Annotated in this window: 13 protein-coding genes and 1 pseudogene; 4 read left to right on the top strand and 10 right to left on the bottom strand. The window is 70.0% G+C overall.

Going from position 1 to position 21809, the window contains the following annotated elements; genetic code table 11:
- Positions 1 to 4: 4 nt before the first annotated feature.
- Both TCUR_RS06905 and TCUR_RS24750 read right to left on the bottom strand, forming a co-directional pair.
- A complete protein-coding gene (locus TCUR_RS06905; RefSeq protein ID WP_012851768.1) occupies positions 5 to 1621 on the bottom strand; it encodes an Hsp70 family protein in 1617 nt (538 codons plus the stop codon).
- A 22-nt stretch (positions 1622 to 1643) separates the two neighbouring features.
- Positions 1644 to 5330, bottom strand: a complete 3687-nt coding sequence (locus TCUR_RS24750; RefSeq protein WP_012851767.1) for a CHAT domain-containing protein — start codon at positions 5328 to 5330, stop codon at positions 1644 to 1646.
- A gap of 262 nt (positions 5331 to 5592) precedes the next feature.
- On the opposite strand from TCUR_RS24750, the gene TCUR_RS06895 reads away from it, so the two are divergent.
- Positions 5593 to 6378, top strand: a complete 786-nt coding sequence (locus tag TCUR_RS06895) for a hypothetical protein (RefSeq protein WP_012851766.1) — start codon at positions 5593 to 5595, stop codon at positions 6376 to 6378.
- Between the two features lie 18 nt (positions 6379 to 6396).
- On the opposite strand, the gene TCUR_RS26940 is transcribed toward TCUR_RS06895, so the two are convergent.
- The 7 genes from TCUR_RS26940 to TCUR_RS06865 are packed head-to-tail and all read right to left on the bottom strand — an operon-like array spanning position 6397 to position 16779.
- Positions 6397 to 6549 carry a hypothetical protein gene (locus tag TCUR_RS26940; protein WP_012851765.1) on the bottom strand — a complete coding sequence of 51 codons (153 nt, stop codon included), beginning with the start codon at positions 6547 to 6549 and terminating at the stop codon, positions 6397 to 6399.
- Between the two features lie 13 nt (positions 6550 to 6562).
- Positions 6563 to 8233 carry a TRAFAC clade GTPase domain-containing protein gene (locus tag TCUR_RS06890; RefSeq protein WP_012851764.1) on the bottom strand — a complete coding sequence of 557 codons (1671 nt, stop codon included), beginning with the start codon at positions 8231 to 8233 and terminating at the stop codon, positions 6563 to 6565.
- Positions 8234 to 8237: 4 nt separating this feature from the next.
- Positions 8238 to 10616, bottom strand: a complete 2379-nt coding sequence (locus TCUR_RS06885) for a GTPase-associated protein 1-related protein (protein ID WP_012851763.1) — start codon at positions 10614 to 10616, stop codon at positions 8238 to 8240.
- A 17-nt stretch (positions 10617 to 10633) separates the two neighbouring features.
- Entirely contained in the window at positions 10634 to 11836 is a 1203-nt protein-coding gene (locus TCUR_RS06880; RefSeq protein WP_012851762.1) for a TRAFAC clade GTPase domain-containing protein, read from the bottom strand.
- A 4-nt stretch (positions 11837 to 11840) separates the two neighbouring features.
- A complete protein-coding gene (locus tag TCUR_RS06875; RefSeq protein WP_041439370.1) occupies positions 11841 to 14528 on the bottom strand; it encodes a fibronectin type III domain-containing protein in 2688 nt (895 codons plus the stop codon).
- Between the two features lie 8 nt (positions 14529 to 14536).
- Entirely contained in the window at positions 14537 to 16153 is a 1617-nt protein-coding gene (locus TCUR_RS06870; protein WP_012851760.1) for an Hsp70 family protein, read from the bottom strand.
- A complete protein-coding gene (locus TCUR_RS06865; protein WP_012851759.1) occupies positions 16150 to 16779 on the bottom strand; it encodes a nucleotide exchange factor GrpE in 630 nt (209 codons plus the stop codon). The genes TCUR_RS06870 and TCUR_RS06865 overlap by 4 nt, the downstream gene beginning before the upstream one ends.
- A gap of 95 nt (positions 16780 to 16874) precedes the next feature.
- On the opposite strand from TCUR_RS06865, the gene TCUR_RS06860 reads away from it, so the two are divergent.
- The 3 genes and pseudogenes from TCUR_RS06860 to TCUR_RS06855 all read left to right on the top strand — a co-directional run bounded on the left by TCUR_RS06860 (position 16875) and on the right by TCUR_RS06855 (position 20535).
- The gene (locus TCUR_RS06860; protein ID WP_012851758.1) at positions 16875 to 17957 is read left to right on the top strand and encodes a macro domain-containing protein; all 1083 of its coding nucleotides are present in this window, start codon (positions 16875 to 16877) and stop codon (positions 17955 to 17957) included.
- Between the two features lie 558 nt (positions 17958 to 18515).
- Complete coding sequence (locus tag TCUR_RS28300; protein WP_281055148.1) at positions 18516 to 18650, top strand: hypothetical protein; 135 nt, start codon at positions 18516 to 18518, stop codon at positions 18648 to 18650.
- Between the two features lie 353 nt (positions 18651 to 19003).
- Positions 19004 to 20535: pseudogene (locus TCUR_RS06855) on the top strand (CocE/NonD family hydrolase).
- A 72-nt stretch (positions 20536 to 20607) separates the two neighbouring features.
- Here TCUR_RS06855 and TCUR_RS06845 read toward each other — a convergent pair.
- Positions 20608 to 21567, bottom strand: a complete 960-nt coding sequence (locus tag TCUR_RS06845) for an ABC transporter substrate-binding protein (protein WP_012851757.1) — start codon at positions 21565 to 21567, stop codon at positions 20608 to 20610.
- Positions 21568 to 21809 lie beyond the last annotated feature (242 nt).

Below are 21809 nucleotides of genomic sequence, written 5' to 3'. Positions count from 1 at the left end.
CGCTTCACAAGGTCGTCCGGTAGCGGCCACGGACGCGCGGGCGGCCTCCACGGCGTCGGCGTCCATGCCGCCGATCCGCAGCTCGAACCGCATCTCCCTGCCCGACATCGGTTCTTTGGCGTGCACGGTCAGCAGACCGGTCTCGTCCATGGAGATCTCGAGCTGGAGGGGAGTGCCCCTCGGCAGCCCCGGGGGCAAGCCGTGAAGCAGGCCGTAGCCCACCAGGGTGTTGTCGGCCGGTTCGATCGAGCTGTCCGGACTCTTCTGTTCCCAGATCTCGATCTCGACCGCGGGCTGGTTGTCCAGACCTGTGGCGATGGTGATCGGACCGGTGCTGGTCGGCAGCGGGGTGCCCGCCGGGAGCAGAGGGAGGATGTAGCTTCGCGCCCGCAGCGGATCGGTCATCGCCCGCGGATCCTTGGGGTCGACGGTCTTCGTCCCGATGCCCCGGGGGGAGGACGCCGGCGACCCGTCTGGCCACCAGCGCGTCGCCCTCGGCAGCGGTGATCCCCAACCGGTCGGCCACCTCTTCGGCGCCTCCGTCGCTCCGCCCGCCGGCGGTGCGGGCCTGCCGGGTCAGGGCGAACAACGCGGCGCCCCGGGCGACCGCCAGGTCGCGTTCGTGCCGGTGGGGCCGCAGGCCCAGCAGCTCCTCCAGGCGTTCGGCGATCACCGGCATCTTGGTCATCCCGCCCACCAGGAGGACCTCGTCGATCCGGTCGACCCCGGCGGCCCGGGCCTTCTCGACGGTCCGCGCGGTGATCTCCATGGTGCGGTCGAGCAGGTCCGCGGTCAGCTCCTCAAGGCGCTGCCGGCTGAGCTCCACCCGGGCGACCGCCCCGGCGAAGCGCAGATTCCGGTGCCGGCTCACGGTGCTGCTCAGTTCCTTCTTCAGTTGCTCGGCGGTGATCCGCACTTCCTGCATGAAGTGCTCGTCGGCGGTGGGGTCGAGCCCGGTCTGCTCGGTGAAGGCGGCGGTGAGGAAGGCGATGATCCGCTCGTCCCAGTCGGTGCCGCCGAGCCGCAGATCGCCGTCGGTGCAGACCACCCTGATGTCCTGGCCGGAGGCTTCGATCACCGTGGTGTCGAACGTCCCTCCGCCCAGGTCGTAGACCAGCAGATGCCGCACTCCCGGCACCGGCTGCCGCCTCAAGCGGGACAAAGCCGCGGCGACGGGTTCGTCGAGCAGGTCCACGACGTTCAGCCCGGCGATCCGTCCCGCTCTGCGGGTGGCCTCGCGCTCGGCCACACCGAAGTAGGCCGGGACGGTGATCACCACGTCCCGGACCGGCCCGGCGGTCTGCCGCTCGGCGTCCACCGCCAGCCGGCGAAGCAGCAGGGCGGAGATCTTCTCGGGGGTGAACCGCTCGCCGTGAAAGGTGTACTCCGCATCCGGCCGGCCCATCTGCCGCTTGATGGACTGGACCACCAGATGGGGGGCCAGCAGCGCGGAGTTCCTGGCCGCGCTGCCGATCACCGCATGGCCCGCCCGTTCGAAGTAGACGGCCGAAGGGGTGGTCTCCTCCCCGAGCGCGTTCTTCACCACCACGGGCCGTCCCGACTCGTCGACATAGGCGATGCAGCTGTTGGTGGTGCCCAGGTCGATTCCGAAAGGGGTCATCCGGCCCTGCCTTCCGCGCACGTCACCGGCCCTGGTAGGTGAACGCCGCCCAGTGCTCCACGGCGGTCAGGTCGACCCGGTCCATCTCCTCGGCCATGTCCGTCGCCACCGGCAGGGAGCGGCGGGGGTCGAGCATCCACAGCTGGGCGGCGCGCAGCGCGGCCGCCGGATCGGGGTATCCGGCGTTGAGGCAGTGGTGGAACATGGTCATGAACAGGGCCGTGGGCAGGTCGTCGACCGGCCAGCGGGTGCCGACCACACCGGTGGCGCCGGCGGCCAGGAACGCGGTCGCCAAGGTCAGCGCCTCATCGTGGTCCCGGCCGGTCAGGTCGCTGGCACAGGCCGCCAGCACCACCAGCCCGCCCGCGCCGTCGCGGGGCCGGTCACGGGCCTGCTCCAGGATGTCGGCCATGGCCAGCCGCCTGCCGCGCGCCAGCTGCAGATAGGAGTCCACCGGACGTTCGGCCGCCTTGGCGTGGCAGCCCAGATGCAGCAGGGACGCCCCGAGCGACCCCCGCCGGGGCAGGTGGGCGAGCACGTCGTCGGGGGTGGCCGGACGGTCGCGCCGGTCCCCCAGCAGCAGCCCGTCCGGGTAATGGCGGGCGTGCAGGTCGCGGACCTCCTTGGACGCCCACAGCAGACCGCCCGGCGTGCGGACCAGCACCGCCTCGCTGCGCAGATCGCGGGGGGGACGGCTGTGGGCCTCAAGGAACTGCCGGGCGGAGGCCGCATAGGACAAGACCGCGTCCTGGCAGGCGTAGCGCCACCGGCCGTCGGCGACCTTGCGCCGGGCGGCGTGCCAGGGGACGAGACTGAGCGCGCCGGCCGGGACCAGCACCAGCCGAGGCCGCTGCGCCGGGTCGGCTCCGATCGCAGTAAAAATCCTCTCCATCGCGGCCGGCCATGCCCACTCGCACAGCTCGGCGAGGGCGGACCGCCAGCGCCGGTGGGCCCGTTCCCACTCCGGAGTGTCCGGCTCGGCCTGCTGCCGGTCGCGCAGGGCCGCGGCGAAGTCGGCCACCGGGCTGCCCGGTGTGGTGCTCAACCAGAACAGCGGCAGTTTCCTCACCCGCCCGTCGGGTTCGACGATGACGGCGAATCCACTGCCGCTTTCGTCCTGGGGCACCAGGTACACCAGCGCCGCCGCGCCGCAGGCGCGCAGCGCCTCACCGATCTGCCGTACGCCGGGCGGGGTGAACAGCCGCTGCTCCGCCTCCGAGCCCGCGAGCGCATGCACCACTCGGTATCGCAGGTCTCCGAGCAGGGGCGTCTCGCGGGAGCCGACCGGCGATCCAGCGCCCCCTGGCATGGCATCGGTGCCGGCTCGGGTGTTCTCCCACTCCTCTGCCAGTTCAAAGTGCCCCGCCCGGCGCAGCAGGCTGGGGATGCCGGTGTCGGCGGTCGCCGCGTGCAGGACCATGGCACGGCCCCGCTCCAGCATTTCGACCGCCTTTTCCAGCCGCTCCGCGGCGACGCACCAGCGTGCGAAGAGGGTCGCCTCTCCGGCGGCGTCCCGGGCGGACTCAAAGGCGTGCCCCACATTGCTCTGCAGCAGGACGTCGACGGCGCGTTCATGCAACTCGGCGGTCGCGATCTCGATGGCTTTGTCCTGGTCGCCAAGATTCCGGTCGCCGCGCTCGTGGTAGGCGTGGGCCAAAGTGAGCAGGAGCGTCGCCCTGGAGTGGGCGCCATAGGGGTTCTCCTCCAGGTCCCGGCGGAGCTGTTCCAAGTCATGGATCGCGACATCGAGATCAGTGCGGTCACCGGTGATTCGGTAGCGCATGTATCGGAAGGACCCTTGAATCATCCGCCAGTCCATCCAGTGCCCGCTCATATCGACGTCTTTGTATTTTTTCTCCATTGCAGCCATTCCGGCATCAAACAGGGCAAGATTGCGGAGCCGAAGCCCGCTGAGTATCTGGGGAACCCCTGTCAAGGACTCTGTTTCAGAGTGTCCCCCTCCGGCTGCGAACGGATTGTTGAAATTCGAGTAAAGTGCTCGATGCTCCTGCAGCTCCGCAAGATGCTCCCGTATACGATCACGCTGCTGTTCGGTGCCGAACGAGCCCTGGGAGAGCACCTGCTCCTGGCGTTCGATTATCGTGTCTATCTGTCCTGTATCGATCTCTTTAGAGAACCTGCCCAGCGAAAGATCAACGCACAGGGCATCCATCACGCTCTGCAGTTTCTCGGCGTCCTCCCCGGCGCCCCGGGTCTCCTCCCGCGCCATGTCGGCATAGCGTTGCGCGGCCTCCAGGTACTCGATTCCGCCGCGCCGGTTGTGGTACCCCTGCAGCAGGGTGGACAAAGCCCACAGCATGTGGAGGCGCACCAAATGGCCCGGTGGGAGCGTGTCGGCCGCCTGCATGATCTGCGTGATCACCGAATTCAGAGTCCCGGCGTCCGGGTCGTGCAGGACTCTCAGGCCGTCCACCGCCCTAAGCAGGAAACGCTCGGCCGCCGCATCGGCCGCATCCGCGCAAGGACGCTCGATCTTTTCCAAAAGCAGTTCCCGGAGCCTTTCCAGCCGTTGGGCGGGATAGCTTTTGATGATCACCTTCAGGCCCATCGCACTCAGGAGAACGGCACGCGTTTCATGGCCGTCGGGAAGCTCGGTCAAAGCGCGTTCGAGCGACTCGATCAGGTCGGCGCCCTGGACGCTCAGAAAGGATCCGCCGGACAGTTCGAGCGCCACCGCCTCTGGCCCGGTCAACATGGTCGCCATTTCCCGCACCGAGGAGAGCAGCTCTCGCTTCGGATCCACCATGGCGGTCCCTGTCACCTGATTGAGGTGATCCAGCATCGCCCGGCCTATTTCGCCGGGAGAGTGCTCAAGCTTCGCGATCAGATGCTCAGGACGCTCCTGCATAAGGTCTGCGATACTGTTCCAATCAGACCGGATGAAGCGCTGGCGCAGCTCACCGGGGAGCGATTCGAAGAACAGCAGAAAAGCCAGGAAAATATGCGCGGTGTTCGCTGGATCCGTACCCTCTTCGGCGATTTCGAGAACCTCCTGGCAAGCCGCCTTCGCCGCTTCGTATTCGTCGTCCGAACCGCCATGGAGCAAAAATTTGATGGCCTGTGTGCAGGCCTTGCAATGGCGCACCATCACGCGGAACCCGTCATCGGGCCGCATGTCGCGCTCGGCTTCGGTCAGCATGCCGACGGCTTCATCCATCCGGTCGGCTACTTTCAATCTCGCCGCTTTGTCGGAGACGGCCAAGTCGTGCAACACCCAACAGGCGAACGCGACCGCCAGGCGGGATGCCGCCATGCCGCGCATGAGATCGTCATCGCCGGCTCCGGCGAGCGCCTGCCGCAGCGACTCGACCGCCTGCTGCAGCTCCTCCCCCTTGCGCTCCGGTCGATGCTCCGCCAACAGCAGATGAGCGATCCCTATATGGCAAAGCACCGCGGCACGGCTGGGATCTTCGTCTATCGCCTCCAGGCAGCGGGCGCCGTATCTGAGCACGGCCATCAGGTCGTCTGCGTCCCCGCGCGCCTCGCCACGGGTCAGGAGCGGCGTCAGCAGGCTCCAGGCCAGCGCCACATGGAGTTCGTCCGGAAGCTGTAGTTCCTCATCGGCTTTGCGGTAGCAGGCGATGGCTTCGTCACGGGCCGCCTCATCCCCGTGGGCCTCATAGCGTTCCAGCAGCTCCTGTCCACGCCGCACCAGTTCTTCGAACCGCTCCATCGCGTCCTGCGTCATCGGTGCGCCCCCCTTGCTTCGGCAGTGAGCCTTTTCCATCGCCGCCGTCGACGCACGGTGGTTCCCCGGCGGGTCCTGCCGAGCTCGTTGCAAATGGTTCAGTAGCGGACCCGCCGGGAAAGGGCATCCGCCCGTGCGTTGTGATTCTCGCATTGGCAGGCGGGGTGAAGAATGGTCGATTTTTGGGCGCGGTGGGTCATTATCCGGGCCATGGAAGGTCTCCGCATTACAGCGCTCCGGCTGAACGCGCATGGTGGAAAACATGATCGATACGTTCCGCCGGATCGGCGGTGATCTGAAGAAACGGCGGCATGTCGAGGCCTATGTCGTGTCCGCGGGGGCGTTGCTGCTGGCGGTCTTCTCGCTGATCGTCGATCAGATTCCCGAAGATCTGCGCTGGGCGGTGATATCCGCCGGCATCGCCCTGCTGGTGTACCAGATCACCGTTCCGGAGCGGACGTTGCGCAATGACCGGCTGCTGGCCGACCGGAGCGACTTCGAAGATCATCCGCTGCCGCGGCGTTTCCGCACGGCACGGCAGGTGTGGCTGTTCGCCCCGTCCGGATCGAACGTGCTGAGTTCGGCCAACTGCGATGTACTGCGCAGGCGTGTGCTCAGCCGGCCGGACGGCGTCGTCCGCGTAGTGGTGCTCGACCCGTTGCGGGACGACGCCGTGACGCTGGCCGCCCACCAGCTCACCGGGTCGGTGGACTTCACCCACCGGCGTTTCCCCCAGACGCTGCGGTGCGTGGTGGAACACCTGCAGACCATGGCGCAGTGGCCGGTCAACGGGGAGTTCGGCTATCGGCTGTTCGGTTTCAACCCCGGTTTCAGCCTGCTGGCCATCGATCCCCACCAGCGCGGCGGAATCCTCATCGTCGAATTCCACGGGGTGCGCAACGAATCGATCTCGTCGCGGATGCACATCGTCTTGACCCGGGCGCGCGACGGGCACTGGTACGACTACTGGCTCGAGCAGTTCGAGCACATCTGGCGCAACGCCCGGGTGCCCGCCGCGCTGTCTTCGGGTGTCCACCGGCCCGAGTGAGAGCGCCGCTCAAAGGCGCTACCCGCTCGTTCCGTCCGTTCCCATCGCCCCGACCAGCAGGACGAGGCCGACCACGATGAGGACCGCCAGAGCAGCGAAGTACAGGCCTGCGACACCGGCAAGCACCGAGAAGATGGCGCGTCGCCAAGGACGGTAAGGGTCGAAGGTCACCGTGAGCCTCCCTTCAGGCGGATCGAACCGCGGGCTCGACCCGGATTCCTTCCTGGGCCAGGATCCAGGCGGCGAGATCGATGATGCTGCCGGCGAGGACTCCCCCGTCGAGCCAGGCGCTGGTGCGGAAGAAATGAACCTGGCCGAAAGAACGCCGCATGAGCCGCACCAGGCCGCCCAGTCCCGCCTCGTCCTGCAGCCACGCTTCAATGGCGGCGCTGTCCTCGCCGAGACCGGACGCCGCAGGGCTGGAGCGCACCAGGTCGTCCTTGGTCAGCGCCACGGCCAGGCGGGCTCTGCGGATCGGCACGCCATGCCCCTCGATGTTCTGCACTACCTGACCGAAGGCGAAATAGGGGTCGTCGTCGGAACGCAGCGGAACGAGCCGGGCCTGTTGGGCGGGGGTCAGGGCGTCCCAGATCGCGTCGATCCGCAGCGGGTCGAGGGTGAACAAGAACGTGCGGGCCTCCCGCATGTACTGCAGCTTCCGCAGTGACTCCGAATCACGGACGAACTCACCGGGCGCATCGAACAGGTGCAGCAGCCGAGGAGAGCTCCTGGCCGGGCGGACGTGCAGCGAATAGGGGCGCGGCAAAGCGGCGGCGCCCGTCTTCGCGGTGGCCGTGCCGGCTACGAGCGCGTCCCTGAACCGCGCGTAGATCGCCTGGGACTCCTCATCGGCGATCGCCGCGGAGACTCCGTGGAGCCGGCCGCTCTCGCACAGCGCCATGACGAGCGCGGTCATCAAACGGGTCTTGCCCGCCGCGACGCCGCCCAGCACGGGAATGACGATCTCGCGCATCTCGCCCACGTTCCTGGCCAGTGATCCCTTGCAGTACGGGCAGTGCGCCTTCAGTTTCCCGCTGCCGGTGAGCAGCAGCGTCGGCATCGCGGTGCCGCACGCGCACACACGTTTGAACATGCCGTAGCGCCCCGGCCTCACGTCCTTGTGCAGCCGCCCGCAGCCGGGTGCCGGGCACTCATAGGAGGGATAGGGGACCCGCAGATGGCAAGACGGGCACTTGATCTTGATCTGCTTGATCCGCAGCAGCAGCGTATCGGCCCCGCGCAGCACGCCGATGCCGATGAAACAGGATGCGGCCAGCACCACCAGCGCCAGGAGCTGGATCACGAACAGCACCACGACGACGGCGAAGCCGAGGTAGGTCCCCATCTGCATGCCGGCCGTGACGAGCCACGCGAAGTACCTGTGCGCCACCCGAAAGAAGGAGAATCTAATTCTCGCACTGTACTCCCGCACCCTGTGGATGTGGGAGTCGATCACCTGCCACGGCTGGAAGAGCCCTTCCCGCGCCATGTACCGCACATCGATGAAGACCTGTTTGAACAGGTAGTGGAGGTAGGCGGGCTCCTCCGAGTCCGACCCCCGTCCAGGTGCGGCGACGGGAGCGGGATTCGAGGTCCCGCCCTCTCCCATCATCCCGATGAGCGTACGAAGGTAGGCCACGACGCAGATGCTCGGATAGACCAGAAAAGTCGTGGCCATGAAAATGAGGACTGAAATGCTGAACAGCAGCGCAAAGACTGCACCCGCGACCGGCAGCCAGACCGGAGCCGAGGCCAGGAGCAGCGCTCCCCCGTAAAAAGTCCCCAGGCAGCCGATGTCCCTCAGCCCTTTCTTCCAGGGCGGCTCAGGCGACTGCGGTGCGTGATACGACGTCATGTCGTCACTTCCTTTCCCTACGCCGCCACAGCAGGTGCGGCAGCCGGTTGCGTGCGGGGGGCCGGTGCCGTTCCAGCCAGCGCTGGAACTGTCCGGCCGTCAGGCCGGGGTGTTCGCCGACGGCGCGGGCCACGGCCCGTAGCCGACGCCCGCGCCAGTGCGGCAGGCGCTGTGCCAGCATCCGCTCGGCGACCTCGGCGACTTCTCCGAGCCCGTGCGCCGTCGCCTCGTGCAGCAGGACGAAGGCGTTCGCGGCGGCGGTGACGGCCGTTTTCTCCTCGCCGTCCAAGGCCCGGTCCATTCCTTCCAGGCAGGCGCGGCGGACCTCGTCCGAGGCGCCGCCCAGCTGCCGGGCCAGTTGCCGTCCGGGCAGCCGCGGCAACAGCTCCGAAAGCCGCAGCAGCAGGTAGTCCCGGGCCGGTGCGGCCGGCCCGTGGTAGCCGGCGACCAGCGCTGCGGCGGCCTTGATGCGCTCTTCGTCCCCGGACGCCCGGGTGAAGGCCTGTGCGGTCTGGCGGACCCACCGCACCGCCGCCGCCCGTCGTCTCAGGTCCGTCGACAGCGCCCTGCCCACCGGCTGCCTTTCCACCAGCTCGTGCAGGCGGGCGCGTTCTTCGGCGGCGGCTCCCCGGCCTCCGGTGAAGGGAGCGGCCAGCAGCGGCGTCACCCAGTCGGCGAGCACCGTGGAGGCGGCGTCCCGTTCCGGCAGGCGCGGCAGGATCTCGGCCGCGTCCGCCACCGACCAGCCCTCTGGCCAGAGCGCGGCCGGCAGGGTCGCATCCAGCGGCCGCCGCTCCAGGATCGACAGCAGGGTCTGTATCCGCAGCCGCGGCTCGCGCCGGGCCCGGGCGATCAGGGTCGCCTCGTGCAGCGCCGGGTGGGCCTTCAGCTCCGTCTCCGGCACCGCCCCGGTGAACGCCTCCAGGCCGTCCGCGAGCACCCCCGCCATGCGGGACAGGTCGGTGCGCGCCAGGGCGGCCAGGTGGGCCAGCGCCCCGGCCCGCAGCGCCGGCCAGCGTTCCAGCAGCTCGCACAGCTGCGGGTCGACCCGCTCGGCCAGGCGCGGCCCGAGCACGCGCAGGCCCTGGTCGCGGAGCAGCCCCGGGTCCAGCCGCAGGCCGTACCCGGCGGCGAGGCCGAGGGTGTCGGTGAGGACACCCAGGTCGGCGCCGGTCAGCCGCTGGGTGCACAAGGCGGTGGCGTGCTCGCGGGCGGCGGGTGAACGCAGTGTGACGAGGGGGGCCGGCCGTCCCCGCACCCGCGCGGTGATCAGCGCGGTCTCGGTGTCGGTGAGCAGCTCGGCGAGGCCGCGGGAGGCGGCCAGGGCGGCGATCGGCTGCAGCTGGGCCACCGGCAGGTCCCGGTGCCCCACCAGCGCGGCGCCCAGCCGTCCCACCGTCTCGGCGTCCAGGTCGCGGTCGCACAGCCAGGCGCAGACGGCCTCCAGGTCGCCCGCTTCCAGGGGCAGGCCCTCCAGCAGCGCCGCGGCCGCCGCCACCGGGTACCAGTCGGCGAGCCGCCGCTCGGTGCCGTCCGCGAGCGCCTCGGCGCGCCGCCACAGCGCCTCGGCCCGGACGGCCCCGGCGCCGGCCAGTAGCCGCGGCAGTGGCCCGGGCTCCAGGTCGCTGGCCCGCCCGCTGGTGCAGTCGAACAGGTAGAAGCTCTCAAACGCCTGCCGGTCGACGGTGAAGTCGGCTCCGGGAACGGTGCCGATCAGGTGCCGGCGGCTGTAGGCGGGCCGGAACTGGTAGGTGGCGAACGACATCGCCGCGGTCAGCGGCGGCGGGAGCAGGTGGGAGACGGCTGCGATCCAATGGACGATCTCGGTGGTGTCGGCGGCGTGGATCACCACGGAGCGGTCTTGGTCGAGCACGGCCCGTTCGACCGCGACCAGCAGGAGGGGCAGCCACTCGCTCCGCGAGTTCTCTTTCAGGAAGGCGTCGACGGCGGCGCGGTCCAGCGGTCCGGGCCGCAGCGGGCCCTCCAGGGCGGGCAGCTCGGTGCTCTCGGCGATCTGGTGCGTCCACCACGGCGCTCCCCACAGCTCGATGGGCGGCGGCCCTGGCCAGCGTGCGGCGTCGGCGGGGACCACGGCGTGCACGAAGTAATTGCCGAACCGCCCCGAATAGTCGGTGCCGGTGAAGACGGTGTGGGCCAGGACGGGAGTCGGGCCGGGCTCGAAACACAGATTGACCGGGCAGGAGGTGATCTGGTCGGGGTCGGGAGAATTTTCCAGCCAAGTCGGCGGCTCATAGGAGCCCATCTCCTCCACCTGGTGCATCACCTGCGCCGAGACCCCCGGAGTCACCGCGTTGAACTGGTAGCCGGCGAAACCGGACAGGCCGGTGCGGCAGGAGGTGTAGTAAAGCTGGTGGAATCGCATGTCGGCTCGTCCTTCTTTCAGCCCTTGGAGGTGGGCACCATGCCGAATCGGCTCAGCAGCCACAGGAACGGATCGGCCACCCGATAGGGGCGGATGCCCTTGGGATCCACCTCGTTGTTCTCCGTCGGGCTGTCGCCCAGCGCCGACAGGCCGAAATAGCGGAAGGCGGTGTAATTGCGGGTCAGGATGTGGTCGATCTGCCCGCCCTCCCACTCGTGCAGCAGCGCCCGCACGTATTCGTGCACCGCCAGGCTGTCGGCCTCGTCGAAGCACGGCTTATCCGACGGCGGCTCCCACAGCAGCGGGCTGTCGGCGGAGAAGGTGTGCCGCAGGGCGTCGATCTTGGAAAAGGCGACCGCGATGGGGGTGGGGACGCGGCTTTGCGGGCTGCGCTGCTGCGCCTGGTAGAGCAGGTCGGTGACCCGGGCCAGCACGTTGACGGGGCTGTCGGTGTGCTCGTCCAGCACCGGCAGCGGGGTTCCCGGCCGGGCCAGCTTCCGCGCCCCGCGCATCTGGAGCGGGTCCAGCAGCAGGATGATGCCGTCCGCGGCGGCCAGGTAGCGGACGTTGAGCTCCACGCTCTCGCGGGAGGTCAGGTCCTCGCCGGCGGTGTCGAAGAAAGAGGTGATGGTGTCCCGGTTGCGGGAGCGGCGCAGCCGGCGCTGTTCGTCCAGGGTGACCTTGAATACCAGCGGGCGGCGGGGTTCGGCCCGGGCAGTGCGTGTCGTGCCCGGCAGCATCCGCTCCCGGTAGAGCGTCTTTTCATAACGCCGGGAGAATTCAGCGCGGGTGTGGTCGTCGGAGCCGACCACGGCCGCGTTGAAACGCCGCCCCACTGAGTGCATGAGTTCGTGCAGCAGCACGGTCATGTACACCGTCTTGCCGGTGGCCTTGGCCCCGACCATCGCGATCATCTTGTTGTCGACGCGGTCGAAGTGCACCGGCAGCAGGCTGTGGCAGTGGGGGCAGATGCGCTGGGTGGTTTCGCCCCGGCAGTGGGGGCAGCGGGCGGCCATGCGCTCGCCTTTGGCGGAGAAGGCCGGCGGCAAAGGCTTGACCAGCCCGAAGTACTGTTCCTGCTTTTCGTCTCTTTTGCGCTCGCACCCTTCGCCCGCAGGGCCGCGCAGCCCGGTGCACCGGAATTTGATCTCGCGGGGTTGGAACGGCAGGTAGCAGTAAGGGCAGATCAGCCGACGCGATGCGGAGAACAGGGAAGGCATCTTCTCACCACGCTCCCGAGAGGCGTCGCAGCGTGATCGCATCCCCGGACTCGTCGGCCTGCGGGTCGGGGAAGCACACCAGCCAGGAGCGGCCGCCACGGGCGGGCGGGACCTCGATCGGCACCGTGACCGGGGTGGCCGGGTCCAGCTCACGGGCCGGCACCCGGCAGATCACCTCGCCCTGGTCGGGGCGGAGCGGGCGCACGCTCCCCACGTGGTGCACCACCACCAGCGGCGGCATGCGGCAGCGGCGCTCGGCGGTGAGCACCAGCGTGGCCCGTGAGCGGCGGCGCAGCCCGGACCGGCGGCGGAACTCGTAGCGGACCTCCGTGCCGGCGGCGGAGACCGTCACCGAACGCGGCCGGGACCGGGAGCGGCCGTGGACGTCCCGCACCACGGCTCGCACGGTGACCTCACCGGCGTCCTGCCCGACCGGAAGGCGGCAGCCGCCGTTGTCCTCATACGTTCGGCGCCCGCACTCGACGGTGGTGGGCGGAGCGGAGCCGTCTGCCGGCCTCCAGGTCACCTCGGCGAGCCCCACGCCCGGCGGCCACACCCAGCTCACCAGCAGCGTCTGCCCCATCCTGCGGGCGGTCAGCTCACTGACCGCCGCCACGGTCTGCAACGCGGTCGCGGCGCCTGCCACCGCAAGCCCCGCGCCTCGGCTCACCGCCAGGTAGTGCCGGCGTCCCGGTTCGGCGGGGACGGTCAGGTGCATGCGCCCGTCCAGGCCGCGGACGGGGGCGCCCGCCAGCTCCCGGCCGTAGCGGCCGAGCTCGGCGGGCTCCACGCGGGTGCCCGGCGGCCAGGGGGGCGGATCCTGCGCCACCCGGATCGTCACCTGGCCGGCCTCCGGAGGGGTCCAGGAGAGCTCGACCATGGGGGCGCCCTCCGTCTGCGACGGCTCGGCCGACAGGTCGGTCACCGGCTCTGGGCGCCGTTGGGGGGTGGCCTCTGCGACGAGCCCGCGGGAGTGGCAGCGGGTGCCGTCCGGGCCGGTGTAGACGGCCTGGATGCGGTAGCGGTAGCGGCGGCCGGGCACCACGTCGGTGTCGGTGAACCCGTCCCGGGCGGTCACGGGAAGGCGGTTCTGCTCCCGGTCGTCGGTGGTGCGGGTGACGATGACCTCGGTCATCTCCTCGGGGGGCCGCCAGGTCACCGCCACCGCGTCCTCTCCGGCCGTGATCGACAGGTCCTCGACCTCGGGCAGCAGCAACAGCGGCGGGGCCGCGGCGGGGGCCGACCACACGCCTTCGGCGCGGGTGGCGAACACGGTGTAGACCACCTCCACGCCGGGCGGCGGCGCCGAGTCGGTCACCTCGTTGGCGTCGGTCTGCCCGATGAGGACGCCTTGACCGGCGCCCTGGGCCGCGCTTCCCACAGTGCGGACCACGCGGTAGCGCACCTGTCCGGTCCGGGCGGGGGCGGGATCCCAGGCCACGGTGACGCGGCGGCCCTCGCAGCCGGTGCGCACCCGTTGCGGGGCGGGCGGCGGCAGGGCGCGCAGCCGCTCGGCGAGGTCCTCGTCGTCGGCTGCGATCCGCAACGCGGCGGCCAGGCGCTCGGCGGCCTCCTCGGTGCGACCCTCGGTGATGAGCCGGGCGGCCTGCTCGGCCAGTTCGTCGGCCTGGCGGGCGCGTTCGACAACCCGTTGGCGCAGCTGCGGCTCCTGGTCGGCGGGGAGCTGCTCCAGCAGCCGCTGGGCGGTGCGCAGCCGGTCGGCTCGCAGTGCCTGCTCGATCTCGCGGACCGGGTCGGGGGCGGCGCCGGCCGCCGAGCCGGCCCGGGACAGCGCGAACGCCAGTTCCTCGGCCTGGTCGCGGACCAGGCCGAGCTCGGCGGCGCGCTCGGCGACCTGCCTGGCCGGCAGGCCCGCCGCCGCATAGGGGCGCAGCGTCTCGGCGACCTCCCACACCAGCAGCTCATCCAGCCGGCCCGGGGCGGCGGCCGCCTTCTCCAGGGTCGCCAGCACGCTGTCGAGCAGGGGTTTGCTCTCGTCCTGGGCGCGGGTCCGCTGCCGGGCCTTGGCGGCGGCGATGGTCTCGGCGGTCAGCGTCCCGCCCGAACCGGCTTGGAGGGCGAAGCGGGGGCGGAGCCGGAAGCCGCCGCGGACCGCCTGGGCGCCGAAGACCACCTCCGCCGACAGCCGCAGGCCGAGCCGCTCGAGCTGCTCGTGCAGCCGCTGGTACTGGGAGGCCGGGATGGGGGGGTCGGACGGCAGCTCCCAGGGCCGGTCGACGAGGCGGATCTTGTGCTCGGCCAGCAGCCGCCGGAGCCGAGGGGCGCAGGCGGGGCCTCCGCCGAGGGCGATGAGCTCTTCTAGTGCCTGCGGGTCGAGGCAGGGGGTGGTCGCAGCCATCGCCGCGACCATCTCCTGGAGCTTTCTTTCGTTCTCCTCCCGCCGTCGCCGGCTCTCCTCCTGGAAGTACCGCAGGGTGAGGCGACCGGCTCGCTCCAGCTCCTGGTGGGCGGCGAGCAGGGCCTCGATCAGCTTGGCGTAGACGCGGCTGCGCTGCCGGAGCACCCGCCAGTAGGCGACGACCTCCTTGAGGTGGGCGGCGAACTCCGCTTCCGAGGAGAGCCGGACCTGGTCCAGGCCGTAGCGCTCGAACAGGTCGGCCGGAAGAGCGTTGCCCGCCTTCCTGGCCGGGTCGAGCACGGCCTTGCGGTAGGTGTCCTTGTCGAACGCCACGGCCGGCATCACCCACTGGTGCTGTAGCGCGCGATGGCGGCCTTGGCCTCGTTCACCTGGGCCTCGGAGAGCCCTTCGATGCGGATCTCGATGGTGAGATCCTTTTTGGTCTGCAGTTCCACCGCGTGGACGCTCAAGGTGCCGAGCTCGTCCATGGCGAAGGTGATGTCGACGGGCGAGCCCTGCGGCAGCGGCGGCAGATCGGTGATGGTCCCCTCGCCGATCTTGACGTTGTCGGCCAGGTTGGGGGATTCCACCGCCCCGGCCTGCTCCCAGATCTCCACTTCGATGGCGACCTGGTTGGGGTAGGCGGTGCAGAACCGCTGGGGGTCCGGCCGGGCCGGCAGCGGTGTGTTGGCCTTGAGGACGTGGCTGATGGAGAAGCGCTCTTCCCCCCCTGCGACGTCGTCGAGGACCTTGACGCCGAAGGCGCGGGGCACGACGGCGGCGACCCGCCGGCCGACCAGGCGGCGCACCTTCTCCGGCTCCATCCCGATGCGCTCGGCCACCTGGGCGACGGCCTCCTCGGAGGGGGCGGCCGTCCCCCCTTCCTCGCCGGGCAGCCGGATCTTGATCGACTCGATGAGGGCGAACTGGGCCGCCCCTTTGGCGACGGCCAGGTCGGGGTCGTGCAGCTTTGGTTCGAAGCCGAAGCGTTTGCGCAGCCCTTCGGCCACCGCGGGCATCCGCGTCGACCCGCCGACCAGCAGCACCTCGTCGAAGGAGGTGACGCCCTGGGCGCCGGCCTGCTCGATGGTGCGCTCGGTGATGTCGAAGGTCCTGGTCAGCAGGTCCTCGGTGAGTTCTTCGAACTTCTCGCGGGTCAGTTCGACCTGGGCGGTGGCGCCGCCGAAGCGCATGTTGTGACGCCGCGAGCGGGTGGTGCTGAGCGCCTTCTTCATGTCCTCGGCGGCGAGCGCCAGCTCCTGCAGGAAGTCCTCGTTGTCGGCGGCTTCCGAGCCGAGGTTGGCGTCCAGGAATCCCTGCAGCAGGTAGTCGGCGATCCGCTCGTCCCAGTCGGCACCGCCCAGCCGGTGGTCGCCGTCGGTGCACACCACCTGGACGTCGCCGCCCTGCATCCGGACGACCGTGGTGTCGAAAGTGCCGCCGCCCAAGTCGTACACCAGGATCGTGGCGTCGCCCTCGGCAGTCAGCGTCCCGTAGTGGAGGGCCGCCGCCACCGGCTCGGGGATCAGGTTGAGCACGTTCAAGCCGGCGATCTTGCCGGCGTTGCGGGTGGCCTCCCGTTCGGCCACGCCGAAATAGGCGGGCACGGTGATGACGACGTCGCGCACCTCCTGGTGGACGTACTCGGAGGCGGCGCGGGCCAGTTCCTTCAAGATGAGCGCCGAGATCGTCTCCGGGGTGTGCTTGACCCCGTGGAAGTCCATCTCGAACTGCTTGCCCATCTGCCGTTTGATCAGGGAGACCACCTGATCGGGGAAGAGCTTCGCCGAGGCCTTGGCGTCCTGGCCGACGACGACGTTGTCGGGGGTCTCGAAGTACACCACCGAGGGAGTGGTGTCCTGCCCGACCATGTTCTTGGCGACGACCGGGCGCCCGGTTTCATCGATGTAGGCGATGCACGAATAGGTGGTGCCGAGGTCGATGCCGAAAGTCGTCATTCTTCCCGCTCTTTCAAGTTTTGTCCGGAGTGTTCCAGTGTGGAGGGAACGGTGGAGGAGGCCGCCTTCTCAGAACCGCGGAACTGGTGAAAACGAGCCCGGACGGGACGGCGGACCCGGCCTGTCTCGCGCTCCAGGAAGCCCGACGCCACGACCTCGGCCACGGTGTTGTCCAGCGCCTCGTCCTCGACCGGCAGCACCGACACCGCGGCGTGCTTTCCCGGTTCGAAGGGGTCTCCGGGACGGGCGGTGAACTCCTCGAAACCGCAGCGGTCCAAGATCAGCAGCACATCGTCGGCAAAGCTGTCCAGCAGCCGGCCGAAGGCCTCATCGGCCGGCCGCGCAGCCTCCCGCCGCAGCGAGTCGTACAGCCTGATCAGGTCACTGACGACCGGCTCCAGGATGGCGCGGTGCAGACCATTGCGCAGCCGCTGGTTCTCCTCATGGAGCCGGTCGATCACCGCCTCCCGGTGCGCTGAGCGGCGGTGGAACTCCGTCACCGTTTTCTCGAGCGCCGCCAGCCGCTCGGCAAGCGTGTCCGGAAAGCTGTCTTTTGCAGGACCGGATTCCGCGGGCTCAGCGATCTGCGTGGTCTGTTCCTCGGTCGTCACAGGTTCGCTCGCCATGGAGGAACTCCTCGATTACGTCGAGTTTCAGCACGGTTATTTCGCTGCTTCCGCACCGCCACCGAAGCACCGATGGGGATGGCATCCTGGAGGCCATGGAGCCCCCCGCCTACGAGCTGCTGACTGCCGATCTGAAGAAATTGCGCGAACGAGGACTGGCGCGCCTGCGGCAAACCTCGTTGCCCGCCCTGGAGACGGCGGCGGCCTTGTGCGGAGACGGCGATCCGGCCTCTGGCAGCATGTACCGGACCGCCACACTTGAGGACATCTTGCGCAAAGCAGTCGCCGACCTGGGCGGAGACCTCTCCGAGGCGGCCGGCTACACCTTCGGACTGGTGTCCGGCACCCGCGACTGGCCCGTCGGAGAACGCCGGAAAAGAGCCGCCGCCATTTATGGGGTCAGCACCGAACGCTTCCGCAAGCACCACGAACAGCTCATCGTGGAGCAAGTTGCAGAATCCATCCTCAAACTCTGCAAAACGAACGAATCGGCACGCTCTGCACCGCCGTCTGCTCCCGCGTTGCCCGACGGCCCTCGAGAACTGCGGCTCGGCGGTCCCGAGCTGCCCGTGACGCTGCACTTCATGCCGGTGGAGATGGTCCGGGGAGTCGATGTGATCGTCTCCTCGGAGAACGTCTACCTGGAGATCTCCAAACTCTTCCGGAGCTCGTTGTCGGCCGCACTGCGCCGGGCCGCCGCCCGCATCAGCGAGACCGGCGAGATCCTCGACGATGTGATCCAGCGGGAGCTGACCCAGTGGATGCGCAAGCACGGCCGGTTCGGCCTGCCGGTGGCGGCGGGCACCGTCGCTCCGACCACCCCAGGGGAGATGGCCCGGGCGGGAGTGCGACGGCTCTACCACGCGGCGGTCGCCGTCCCCCGCATGGGCGGAGACGCATACGACATCACCCCCGAGGCCGTGGCCCGGGCCGTCCGCAACGTCTTTCATCTGGCCGAGCAGGAACGGGAGCGCTTCGATCCACCACTGCGGTCGATCGCCTTCCCGCTTTTCGGCGCCGGCCGGGGCGGGCTCGATCCAGCGGTGAGTTTCGGTTATCTGTGGGCTGCGCTGGAGCGAGAGATCGGCGGCCGCAGCGGGCACTGGGACCTGCACCTGATCACGCGTTCCAGGCGTGACGCCGAGGCGGTGGTGCGGCTGCTCGACCGGAATGGATGAGCCTCGCCTGGCGGTTTCAACGAATCCCATCCGGGCCGTGGCCGGAACCGCCTCGATCCGGCGTCCCGGGACCGCCGCGCCCCGGTGGCGGCGGTCCCGGGAAGGGCGCGGCGATGCGGTCTCCACCGGCCCCCCCATGCCATGCCGCGACCGCTGCCGGCAGTCCCGCACCCGCCGCATCGCTCCACCGTTCGGCTTCAGCCCCATGGTGGTAAGCAAACCTTCCCGACCGGGCGGCCATCGGGTTGCGCACTGGTTGCTTTCCGGGCGTTTCCGGGGTTCCGCCTTCACATGCCGGTCCATCGGGAGCGATGTCGCACACCGCTGCCGGTGTCCGAGTGCGGGTTTCAGGTTACAGGTGATGAGGCAGCGATCATCAGGGCTTTTGAGGGACCTGCTCAAGCTCCGGGAACGGGGCCGGCCGAAGGCTTTTGAACGCCATGACGGCGATGACGGCCTGAAACCATCCGATGACGATTCGGCCCCCTCCTTCGAAACACAGATCCTGGGGAACACACCTTCGACATGAGTGCCCGCAGGCGTGAAAAAGGAGGGCCGATGTCGGGCAGTGGGCGAGGCAAGGAGCCTGGCCGCCATCCTGGCGGCATGATCGAAAAGATCCTGATGATCGCCATCGACAAGCGGGGATGGAGTTCTCCGGCAGGTGCGCCAGGCTTCGTCGACCGGCTCTGATCTTCTGCGCGTCCTGAAACCGTACGACGACCGACCGGCAAGGACTCCTGCGGGTCGCCCGGCCGATCTCGTCCGTCACAGGCTTGAAGGCAGGTCGGCGGAGGGCGCCGCAGGGGAAGAGACCAATCCGGCCGAGTACTGCTTTTGATCGTTCACCCGGTTCGAGACCGGTTCTCCTGATTACGTGCGGTTGAGCCATATCCTGACGGCCGGTACCGGGCGGCGCGAGCCGGACGCGGTCGTCTACGACGCCTTCCCCTGCCCTGATCCCGCCCCTCAAGGAGGCAGCGCCCGTGGCCAAGCTAAACCGTCCCGCCGTGCCGGTCACCACGGTGCTCGATCAGCCGATCGAGATGCGCGACGGCACGATCCTGCGCGCCGATGTGCACCGGCCCGCCGAGGGTGGCCCGTACCGCACGGTGCTGGTGCGCAACCCCTACGGGGAGCCGTTGTTCCGGCGCGTGCCGGTCGTCCCGTACCTGCGGGCGGGGCTTGCGGTGGTGCTGCAGCACTGCCGGGGGCGGGGCAGCAGTGACGGGGAGTTCACCCCGTGGGTGGACGAGGGGCGCGACGGGGTGGACACCGTCGCGTGGATCGCCGCCCAGCCCTGGTCCAACGGCGAGGTGGTGGCCGCGGGCACCTCGTATCTGGCCGGGTGCGCGCTGCAGCTGGCCGCCCAGCGGCCCGCGGCGTTGAAGGCCGTGGTGGCCTCGATGACTCCGCACGATTTCTATGACGGGCTCAAGTACCACGGGGGTGCGTTCGCGCTGGGCTCGGCGTTCCACTGGGGCAGCCTGCAGGGGATGCTCGGGGCGCTGCACGCGATGGCGGGCGGGCAGGACGCCTCCGGCCGGCTCGGGGTGCTGCTGCCGGTGCTGGCCGATCCCGATGCCGCCTTGCGGACGCTGCCGATCCGGGACGTCCCCGGGGTGTCGCAGGCATTCCCCTTCTGGCGGGACTGGGTGGACCACCCCGAGCGGGACGCATACTGGACGGAGCCGGCCGAAACCCTGCGCCATGACCGGATCGAGGTGCCGGTGCTGCACATCGCCGGGTGGTTCGATGTGTTCCTGCGCGGCACCTTGGAGAACTTCCGGCGCATCCCCGGCGGACGGCTGATCGTCGGGCCGTGGACGCACCTGTCCCAAGAGAGCGGGGTCGGGGAGCTCAACTTCGGCTTCGGGGCCTCGGCGCAGGCAGTGATGCTGGAGGCCGAGCAGATCGCCTTTTTGACCGGGCGCACCGACGGGCCGAAGGTCAAGTACTTCACCATGGGCGCCAACACCTGGCGGGAGGCCGCATCGTGGCCGCCGCCCGGGGCCGGGTCCGTCCGCTACTACCTGCACCCCGGCGGGCTGCTGTCGCCGCGGGCGCCGGTGACCGGCGCCGAGCCGTACCGGTTCGTGCACGACCCGGACGACCCGGTGCCCACCTGCGGCGGGCCGCTGCTGCTGCCCGACCGGTCAACGTCGGCCCCCGCGACCAGCGGGCGGTGGAGGAACGCGCGGACGTGGTGCGCTTCACCACGCCGGTACTGGAACGGGACGTGGAGGTCACCGGGCCGATCACAGTGGTGCTGCACGCGGCGACCTCGGCGAGCGGCGGCGGCGACTGGACGGCCAAGCTGGTGGACGTGCACCCCGACGGCCGGGCGATGAGCGTGATCGACGGCATCGTGCGCTCCGGCGGCGGCAAGCTGCGGCACGAGATCGACCTGGCGGCCACCAGCCAGGTCTTCCGGGCCGGGCACCGGATCCGGCTGGAGGTCGCCTCCTCCGACTTCCCGTGTTTCGACCGCAACCCGGCGACCAAGCGGGCCGAGCAGACCGTCTTCTGCGACGCCGAGCGGCCCTCGTGGATCACGCTGCCGGTCATGGGCGGATGATCCCGGTGCCGGGCCGAACGATCCGAGGACGCCGGTCCGGTCCGGGCGAGCCGGTGCCTCGGCCGGGCGTGCTCAGCGCCGGTTGCGCTGCCGGGGGATGGTGGGCCGGGGGTCGGCGGCCAGTTCCCCGGCGCACTGCAGCGGGCGGGGGTCGGCCCAGGTGCCCAGGTCCACATGCCCGTCGATGAAGCCGTGCAGTTCCAAAAAGGCGCTCTGCTCGGCGAGCACGGCCAGCCGGTCGCCGTCCAGGCCGGGTTCCAGGGCGCGGCCCGTCTCTCCGCAGCGGCGGGTGGCGCGCAGCAGCACCGCCAGGTAGCGGATCACCAGGTCCGGTCGTTCCTCCAGCAGGTCGGCGTGCACGGTGATGAGGATCGGAGTGCCGTCACCGGCGCGCACGAACGGGTCGGGGTGGTCGCCGAGCGCGGCGACCTCGACCGCGCCCAGGGCGTCCCGCACCGCCTCGCCGGCCTGCCCTCGCACCCAGATGGCGTCGACGGTGCCGGTGGCCAGGGCGGCGGCGACGGAGCGGTGGTCTTCGGCGGTCAGGCCGGTCGCCGTGATCTCGTCGCTGCAGTCGGGGATCGTCAGCACGTGCACGTCCGCCAGGCCCAGCCCGGCCGTGTGCAGGGCGCGTTCGAAGCCGCGCAGCGCCGCCGCGGCCGGCACGTCCACCCGCCGGCCCGGGGAGCAGGGCACGCCGACGGTGCGTCCGGCCAGGTCCGCCGGGGCGGTGATGCCCGAGTCCGGACGGGCCAGCACCGCCTGGTACTGCCGTCCCCACGCCAAGGCCACCAGGCGGGTGGGGGCGCCCCGGGCGCGGGCCCACAGGGCGGAGACGTTGCCGCCTTCGCGGATCAGGCCCGCCAGCCCGTGCTCGAAGTGGTGGGTGAGCAGCCGGCGGCCGGCGGTGTCCTGCAGGCGGCGCAGCGGGGGCTCACCGTGACCGAACTCGGCCTCCAGCAGGCCCGCCCGCGCGGCCAGCGCCGTCGCGGTGGGCATCGGACAGCAGGTGTACCAGAGCCCGTCGATCATGGTGCACCCCTCCGCACGCCGATCGCGGCATCCCATGGCCCGCTCCCGCTACTGGGGACCGGCCTGCGGGACGAACACCATCAGCACTAAATCCACCCTGAAAAGTAGGTTATTGCCGGAGGCTCGGCTCGTCCATCCAGGGCCACCGTACGGCACACCGGGCTCCCCGACGAGTGATTCACCTATCAGGACGAGGTCACATCACGCAAAAGGGCCGGCACCGCTTCGGCGAACGGCATGCC

This window comes from Thermomonospora curvata DSM 43183, assembly GCF_000024385.1.
Lineage (GTDB): Bacteria > Actinomycetota > Actinomycetes > Streptosporangiales > Streptosporangiaceae > Thermomonospora > Thermomonospora curvata.
Note: the sequence above shows the minus strand (reverse complement) of the source record. Positions and strands in the feature narration are given on the sequence as shown.

Coding starts and splice junctions, on each gene's coding strand:
- TCUR_RS06905 (WP_012851768.1), bottom strand. CDS start 1,621: ATGACCCCTTTCGGAATCGACCTGGGCACCACCAACAGCTGCATCGCC.
- TCUR_RS24750 (WP_012851767.1), bottom strand. CDS start 5,330: ATGACGCAGGACGCGATGGAGCGGTTCGAAGAACTGGTGCGGCGTGGA.
- TCUR_RS06895 (WP_012851766.1), top strand. CDS start 5,593: ATGATCGATACGTTCCGCCGGATCGGCGGTGATCTGAAGAAACGGCGG.
- TCUR_RS06890 (WP_012851764.1), bottom strand. CDS start 8,233: ATGACGTCGTATCACGCACCGCAGTCGCCTGAGCCGCCCTGGAAGAAA.
- TCUR_RS06885 (WP_012851763.1), bottom strand. CDS start 10,616: ATGCGATTCCACCAGCTTTACTACACCTCCTGCCGCACCGGCCTGTCC.
- TCUR_RS06880 (WP_012851762.1), bottom strand. CDS start 11,836: ATGCCTTCCCTGTTCTCCGCATCGCGTCGGCTGATCTGCCCTTACTGC.
- TCUR_RS06870 (WP_012851760.1), bottom strand. CDS start 16,153: ATGACGACTTTCGGCATCGACCTCGGCACCACCTATTCGTGCATCGCC.
- TCUR_RS06865 (WP_012851759.1), bottom strand. CDS start 16,779: ATGGCGAGCGAACCTGTGACGACCGAGGAACAGACCACGCAGATCGCT.
- TCUR_RS06860 (WP_012851758.1), top strand. CDS start 16,875: ATGGAGCCCCCCGCCTACGAGCTGCTGACTGCCGATCTGAAGAAATTG.
- TCUR_RS28300 (WP_281055148.1), top strand. CDS start 18,516: ATGTCGGGCAGTGGGCGAGGCAAGGAGCCTGGCCGCCATCCTGGCGGC.
- TCUR_RS06845 (WP_012851757.1), bottom strand. CDS start 21,567: ATGATCGACGGGCTCTGGTACACCTGCTGTCCGATGCCCACCGCGACG.